General features: G+C 36.3%; 11 protein-coding genes. 3 read left to right on the forward strand and 8 right to left on the reverse strand.

Annotation, left to right across the window (positions count from 1 at the left end):
• Together VB118_11585 and VB118_11590 are read right to left on the reverse strand one after the other, a co-directional pair.
• On the reverse strand, nucleotides 1-283 hold a 283-nt coding region (locus tag VB118_11585; GenBank protein ID MEA4833240.1), incomplete at its 3' end, for a hypothetical protein.
• A 5-nt stretch (nucleotides 284-288) separates the two neighbouring features.
• Nucleotides 289-1,212: an RHS repeat-associated core domain-containing protein gene (locus tag VB118_11590; GenBank protein ID MEA4833241.1), complete on the reverse strand. Its 924-nt coding sequence runs from the start codon at nucleotides 1,210-1,212 to the stop codon at nucleotides 289-291.
• A gap of 9 nt (nucleotides 1,213-1,221) precedes the next feature.
• On the opposite strand from VB118_11590, the gene VB118_11595 reads away from it, so the two are divergent.
• Nucleotides 1,222-1,629, forward strand: coding sequence for a hypothetical protein (locus VB118_11595; GenBank protein MEA4833242.1), 408 nt, complete (start codon nucleotides 1,222-1,224; stop codon nucleotides 1,627-1,629).
• 108 nt (nucleotides 1,630-1,737) lie between these two features.
• Here VB118_11595 and VB118_11600 read toward each other — a convergent pair whose 3' ends face one another.
• The 4 genes from VB118_11600 to VB118_11615 all read right to left on the reverse strand — a co-directional run bounded on the left by VB118_11600 (nucleotide 1,738) and on the right by VB118_11615 (nucleotide 4,611).
• Nucleotides 1,738-2,217: a hypothetical protein gene (locus tag VB118_11600; protein ID MEA4833243.1), complete on the reverse strand. Its 480-nt coding sequence runs from the start codon at nucleotides 2,215-2,217 to the stop codon at nucleotides 1,738-1,740.
• Nucleotides 2,218-2,225: 8 nt separating this feature from the next.
• Nucleotides 2,226-2,891, reverse strand: coding sequence for a colicin E5-related ribonuclease (locus tag VB118_11605; protein MEA4833244.1), 666 nt, complete (start codon nucleotides 2,889-2,891; stop codon nucleotides 2,226-2,228).
• A 188-nt stretch (nucleotides 2,892-3,079) separates the two neighbouring features.
• Nucleotides 3,080-3,223 carry a hypothetical protein gene (locus VB118_11610; GenBank protein ID MEA4833245.1) on the reverse strand — a complete coding sequence of 48 codons (144 nt, stop codon included), beginning with the start codon at nucleotides 3,221-3,223 and terminating at the stop codon, nucleotides 3,080-3,082.
• A 398-nt stretch (nucleotides 3,224-3,621) separates the two neighbouring features.
• On the reverse strand, nucleotides 3,622-4,611 hold the full coding sequence (locus VB118_11615; protein ID MEA4833246.1) for an RHS repeat-associated core domain-containing protein: 990 nt from the start codon (nucleotides 4,609-4,611) through the stop codon (nucleotides 3,622-3,624).
• On the opposite strand from VB118_11615, the gene VB118_11620 reads away from it, so the two are divergent.
• On the forward strand, nucleotides 4,573-4,740 hold the full coding sequence (locus VB118_11620; protein MEA4833247.1) for a hypothetical protein: 168 nt from the start codon (nucleotides 4,573-4,575) through the stop codon (nucleotides 4,738-4,740). The genes VB118_11615 and VB118_11620 overlap by 39 nt on opposite strands.
• 206 nt (nucleotides 4,741-4,946) lie before the next feature.
• Here the strand turns inward: VB118_11620 and VB118_11625 are convergent, their stop codons facing one another.
• Both VB118_11625 and VB118_11630 read right to left on the reverse strand, forming a co-directional pair.
• Entirely contained in the window at nucleotides 4,947-5,471 is a 525-nt protein-coding gene (locus tag VB118_11625; protein MEA4833248.1) for a hypothetical protein, read from the reverse strand.
• A gap of 8 nt (nucleotides 5,472-5,479) precedes the next feature.
• A complete protein-coding gene (locus VB118_11630; GenBank protein ID MEA4833249.1) occupies nucleotides 5,480-5,710 on the reverse strand; it encodes a hypothetical protein in 231 nt (76 codons plus the stop codon).
• A gap of 55 nt (nucleotides 5,711-5,765) precedes the next feature.
• On the opposite strand from VB118_11630, the gene VB118_11635 reads away from it, so the two are divergent.
• Nucleotides 5,766-6,014, forward strand: coding sequence for a hypothetical protein (locus VB118_11635; protein MEA4833250.1), 249 nt, complete (start codon nucleotides 5,766-5,768; stop codon nucleotides 6,012-6,014).
• Nucleotides 6,015-6,153: the final 139 nt, after the last annotated feature.

A 6,153-nucleotide genomic window follows, 5' to 3' on the forward strand; every position in this document is an offset into this window, starting at 1 on the left:
TTAAATAATATGTTTCATTTATAATGTCACCATAGCTTCTTTCTCCGCAAATTTTAATTTTATCGTGACATAGAGCAAATTGCTCTATGTCACCATTAGAAATATAAACATAATAAAAAATGTTTTCGTCCAATTCTTTTAGATTTGTGTGTTTTTTAATTATGTCTTTGTAATACCCCGCTTCTTCTTCACCAACTGTTGGGCCATATTCGTTTGAATATATCCAGCAAGATTGCAAAAATATTATATTTATTAATAATATTATAAAGCCTAAATATCTCATGATTTTTATTTGGTTTCATTGTACGATATTACCGATGAACCACTGCCTCCTCTAATTACAGTATAAATTGAATTTAGATCTTTCGTGAATTTCTCACACCATTCTAAGCCTTGTGTATATCTGATTATTTCCTTATCGCCTTTGCATGGATTATATGCTACAATATACATTTCATCAAGTCCTAACAAATTATATGCTATTCTATCTCCGCCATATATTCCTGGTTTAATGGAAGGAAAATTATTGCAAAAACCTATTGCCTTTGGATGCGAATGGATAAAAGCAATTGGAATTGATTTTATATAGATATTATTTTCTATTGATAAATAATATATTAAGAATGGCAATACTACATTATTACTAATTTTTGTATTTAATATTTCTGTAGCTTTCATTCCTTTCATTGCCTTGTTGTAATAAAACACATCATAACCTTCTATATAAATTTTAAATATTAATGATGCATGTTCATATTCCTCGCTCATAGGTTTATACACTTCTGCCCAATTTTGAACAGCTTCTTCTTCCGAACCAAAGACAGATATACCATACATTTTATCTATATATGTTCTTAAATTAAATGTACCATCTTTATCTCCTGTATGTTGATCTTCTATAAGCATTGCATAATTTTCACTCTCTCCACTCGGATCAACAAATATAACCGGATTACCCACGCAATACACATACAGATTCAAGCTCAGCGGATCATTGCTATCCGCATATCCCCATCCGTCCTGCTGTGTAAATCTTCCTATACTTGCGTTATAATACCTCGCCCGGAGATATATCTCCCCGGTCTCCTTATCATAATACTCCGCACAGTATCTGAACGGGTTGGCATCGCCGGACGCTATGTTCCTCTCAACACCGAAGGCGTCATAGTCATAGGATTTGGTTGCAGTCGCAGTCGAATCTGTGAGGTTCACCACGTCGCCGTGAGCGTTATAGAGGTAATATGTCCTTACACCGTCCACATCGGACGCGATGAGGTTTATGCCGCGGATATAAGTGACAGTGACCACATTGTTCTGTATCTCGGCAGCGATATTGCCGCCGTCCCATACATGAACGGTCGTTGTCGTGCCGTCGGACTTCGTACGTCTGAGTCCGTCCGGACGGTAGGTGTAGGTCAGAATGCCATCACCTGTGAGCTGTCCGAAGAGGTTATATGTCGAGGTCTGAGTGACGCCGTCCGTCGTCTTTGTCGTCTGATTTCCGTTCGCGTCATAGCCGTAAGTGGTTGTCGTCGTTATACCGCTCTGTGTTTTTGCTTCCGTGATAAGGCGGTTGTTCGCGTCGCAGGTGTACGCGACCGTATATTCTTCCGAGCCTGTGACGGTTAAGGTAAGCCTGTTGCCGCGCTTGTCATAGGTATAGAGATTTAACTACTTCGGCGCGTAGAATACGAATATCAGCGCTTTCGTTTAACAATAATAATTAGAAATGAATAATCATCTTATTTCATAATAAAATATTCCTTTATCCTTTAAAAGTTCGCAGTTTAATAAGTCTTTTTCTTTAATTTCCATATATTGAATATATTTTGTTATACATTCCATAAATTCTTTAATAGAGTTATATTTTAATTCGAACAATGTGTTATTGATTAAATCAAGATTATAATTACTTATCTCTTCTATGGAATTTTTACCAGAATGTTTTAATAATAATTTTTCTCTGTTATCTGGATTTTCTGTAATTATCAATGAAAAAGCAAATTCATATGGCTCAAGATAGCCATAATCAGATACAATAATCGGTACAATATTTAAATCAGATAATCTAGTATAATCAATATTGATTATACAACTTTTTATTATATTTAACGAAAATAACGTAGTGTTCTTAAAATTAAAAATATCTTTATCTGAAGAATTATAAATAGAAATATTTTTAATTATAGAATTTTTAATTATATTAGATAAATTCATAATAATCCTCATTTCACTATATCCTTATCAATAGTAAAATTGTTCATTTCATATTCACTAATTTGTACAATTTTATTTGTAACATTGTCGATTACGACATAACCGCCTTTATTATTAAAATAAACAGTGCACTCATTACCTGTATACCTATTTATTGATGTTCCTACTGTAGTTGGACAGTCTTTTACTTTTAATATTTTATTTATACTCCATCCTCGTTCTTCCATTTGTTTTTTCCATTGATATTGCGATTGCTTATTAGAAAACTCTACATTCTTTGTTTTCTTAGGTGAGGTATATTCTGTTATATTATGGAGTTCTATTGCACATATGCCAAGCATATTTAATGATAATTCTATTATGTTATATGTTCTTTCACCAAATAATTCTATACCAAAATTTCTGCTTGTTAATGCTTCTGTAACTCTATTTGCACCACATATAGCAATACCACCAGCAACTACATATGTTCCTACAATTCCTGCGGTTGTAGCAGCACCAAATACTGCGCTTGAAGCACCGATACTTGCAGCAATACCACCTACTACAAATCCTACTGCTCCAGCAGATGCAACTACTGATACAACAATAACTGTCGCTACTAAAGCAATACATACTGCTTGGCCAATTTGACTCCAAGATGGCCAATTACCATTAAAATCAACCCACAGCACCGGATTACCCACGCAATACACATACAGATTCAAGCTCAGCGGATCGCTGCTATCCGCATATCCCCATCCGTCTTGCTGCGTGAATCTACCTATACTTGCGTTATAATACCTCGCCCGGAGATATATCTCCCCGGTCTCTAAATCATAATACTCGCTGCAGTATCTGAATGGGTTGGCATCGCCGGACGCTATGTTCCTCTCAACGCCGAAGGCGTCATAATGCCTACTCTCGTTACTATATTATCATGGCTGCCGGAGTAATACCAACCAAGAACTGTCCCCATGGTTTCTGGTTCACACCCGAATGAACCGTCCTCCTGTCTTCTGGTCATATTAAATAATTTTTTTGCCTCTTTGGGACCACACTATCCAAATAATGATGTCAAACAAACCCAGTGGGAAGAAAACAAACTCCAGTATGGAATAGTGAAAGAAACCTATAGCAGATAGAAAAGATATTATATCAGATAATAAGATTATAATCCAATAAATCCAATATGCAGTCACTCTTCTCTTCGTTTTTTTTGTATTTTCATATTTGGTGAGGTATAGAATATTCATTTTTTGCCATATGGTATGTTCAGAGCGAATTTTTTTTATATGCTGTTTACTGTACTTCTCAAAAGCAGATGAGAACACCCAAACACGTATAATACCACTTGGAATTAATGAAATTAATATAACACATGTTGAGAGAAATACGGCAATCAAGATATTATCAATGCTGATATTAAGCTTCATTGGAACTAAATAGCTTATCAATCCAATCTGTTCCTCCTTTAACAACCGTAGGGATGTAAGATTTTAAAACATTGTACATGATAGTTGCATTTTGTTTTAAGGAATTTTTCAAGTAGTACGAAACAGCATTTGTAATTTCTTTTTTTAGCGCGTTCCCTGACTGGTTTTTCACTGCATTACCGACACGCTTAAATAGTTGGTTTGAGAGTGAGTCTAAATGTGTTGAGCCTCCCCCTGCTCCGCCTAATGCACCACCAACTCCACCTAAAAATGCACTTATCAAAATATCTGTTACATTTGTTTTTTTGATGTCACCTTTATTCATATATAGCTGATTACCAAAGCTTGAAGCAGCACCAAGAAGAGTATTTCCCGCTATTTGCCCAATTAGTACCACACCAGTAGCTGCCAGTCCGCCACTTAAAGCACCTGTCCCTGCAGCAATTAATGTTTGACCAATATCAATTTTTCCTGTCATCACATACTGCGTAACTGCAGAAATGGCACCACCTACCGCAAAACCAATTGCTGCCCCGATTAAGATATGTATCCAATTGCCATTAGGATCGCTGTACATTATCGGATTGTTTTGGGAATAGGTGTATAGATTAAGACTTAACGGATCATTAACAACATATTGTCCTTCTGTCCAATCCACATAGACACCGCCCGTAAGTTGCGTTCCCTGATAGTCCCCATATGGGTCGAAAATATTCTTCAGTCTTGCGTGGACTGTATCTTTACTCAAAAAGCGACCTGTTGTTGGATCGTAATTTCTTGCCCGTAAGTAGTAGGTATTCGTCTCCTTATCATAATACTCCACGCAATATCTGAACGGGTTGGCATCGCCGGACGCTATGTTCCTCTCAACACCGAAAGCGTCATAGTCATAGGATTTTATTGCAGTCGCGGATGAATCCGTAAGATTCACCACGTCGCCGTGAGCGTTGTAGAGGTAATACGTCCTTACACCGTCCACATCGGACGCGATGAGGTTTATGCCGCGGATATAAGTGACTGTAATGGCATTGTTCTGAATCTCGGCAGCGATATTGCCGCCGTCCCAACTACATCGGCGCACCGAAGACGAATATCAGCGCTATTATAAATATTATGCTTATTATTCGTTTTTCATATTGTCTTTCCTTTTTATTTTATTGTTGTCTGAATAGGTGACGTTCCATAATTACAACCAATTACAATGGATTTAATTTACAATTATAATAACAACATTGTATTATTATAGATATTCTATGCCTATATTTGGTGATTAACTTTGTTAAATGTGTCAAGCGACAGATGTCGGTGTCAACCTCAAGAACCGTCACCTGCGGTTTGTGTTGATAATATTGCTATACCATTTAATTCTTCTATGTCAACAACATAATTAGAATACTTTCCAACGGTAAATAAATATTTCGTTTTTCTTTCAAGTGAAAAGTATGCTTCGCTAGTAAGTATAACAAGAACACCATTTTCTCGGGCAACTATCTTAAAATCCAATATATTATATTGCTTTATTTCACCATCTTTGCCAATTTTTCGTTTTTCAGAAAGAAAGCTTGACTTATACGGGAATTGCTCCTCAAAAATAAGTTCGTGTTTAACAAAATTTTTAGTAACAAGGTCAATAATTACCTTAATTCCCACAAAAATTATGTTATGCGACAATGACAAAAACCATGTGCCAACTACTAACAAAGCGATAACAGTTGGAGCATTAAAACGTATTGATATGCCGAATATATCTGTGTATACTATTGATGCTAAAAGAACAATTATCACCAAAATTAATTCAACAAAAGAGCAAAGAGCATGTTTAAATTTCATAAGATACATATAGAACCTCAATTATTAGGGACAACTTCAGTTGTCGTACTCGAAACGAAAGCGCTGAAAACAATTGCATAACCATATTTCGCTATAAGTTCGTCAATTTGAGCAGCTTTGCCCCCAGCAGCTATGACTTTACGAATTGCTGCTAAATTACGATTTGTTATTTTTCCCAAGCCACTTAAGAATATCTTTTGTCCCGCTTTAGTCAATCCTGAAAAATACTTTTGCATAATACTTGACAAAGCTATAGCTTTCTGTCTGGTTCAAAGAATCGGTCACCGACAGGCTTCTGCCCATATGGTCATAGGTGTATGTCGTGAGCGACGCGCCTGCCGTATCGGTCGGCGAGGACATACCGGTATACATCGAGGTCATTTTCCCCGCGATATCGTATACGTACTTTGTATATTCGTATACCGTGCCGTTTTTCTGCTTGATCAGAGTCAGTCTTCCGCCGGCGTCATAGGTATGTTCGTTATCTGCGCCGTCCGACTGCGTCTGACGGATAATATTTCCATTGTTATCATAATAATACTTTTTGACTGACGTGTCAACCGATGTTATCGGAATTTCTTCTTATATTAATAAGGCAATAATTATTACAGCTTTAAGAAACAAAATGCTCTGGTATATGGGCTTTTTCTCAAAACAATAATTATTTGATTGCCGTTTTAATAACAATCTT

This window comes from Oscillospiraceae bacterium, assembly GCA_034925865.1.
Lineage (GTDB): Bacteria > Bacillota > Clostridia > Oscillospirales > SIG627 > SIG704.

Bases quoted from the DNA above. Each gene is read 5' to 3' on its own strand.
- VB118_11600 (MEA4833243.1), bottom strand. From the start codon at position 2,217: ATGAATTTATCTAATATAATTAAAAATTCTATAATTAAAAATATTTCT.
- VB118_11610 (MEA4833245.1), bottom strand. From the start codon at position 3,223: ATGACCAGAAGACAGGAGGACGGTTCATTCGGGTGTGAACCAGAAACC.
- VB118_11625 (MEA4833248.1), bottom strand. From the start codon at position 5,471: ATGTATCTTATGAAATTTAAACATGCTCTTTGCTCTTTTGTTGAATTA.
- VB118_11635 (MEA4833250.1), top strand. From the start codon at position 5,766: ATGGTCATAGGTGTATGTCGTGAGCGACGCGCCTGCCGTATCGGTCGG.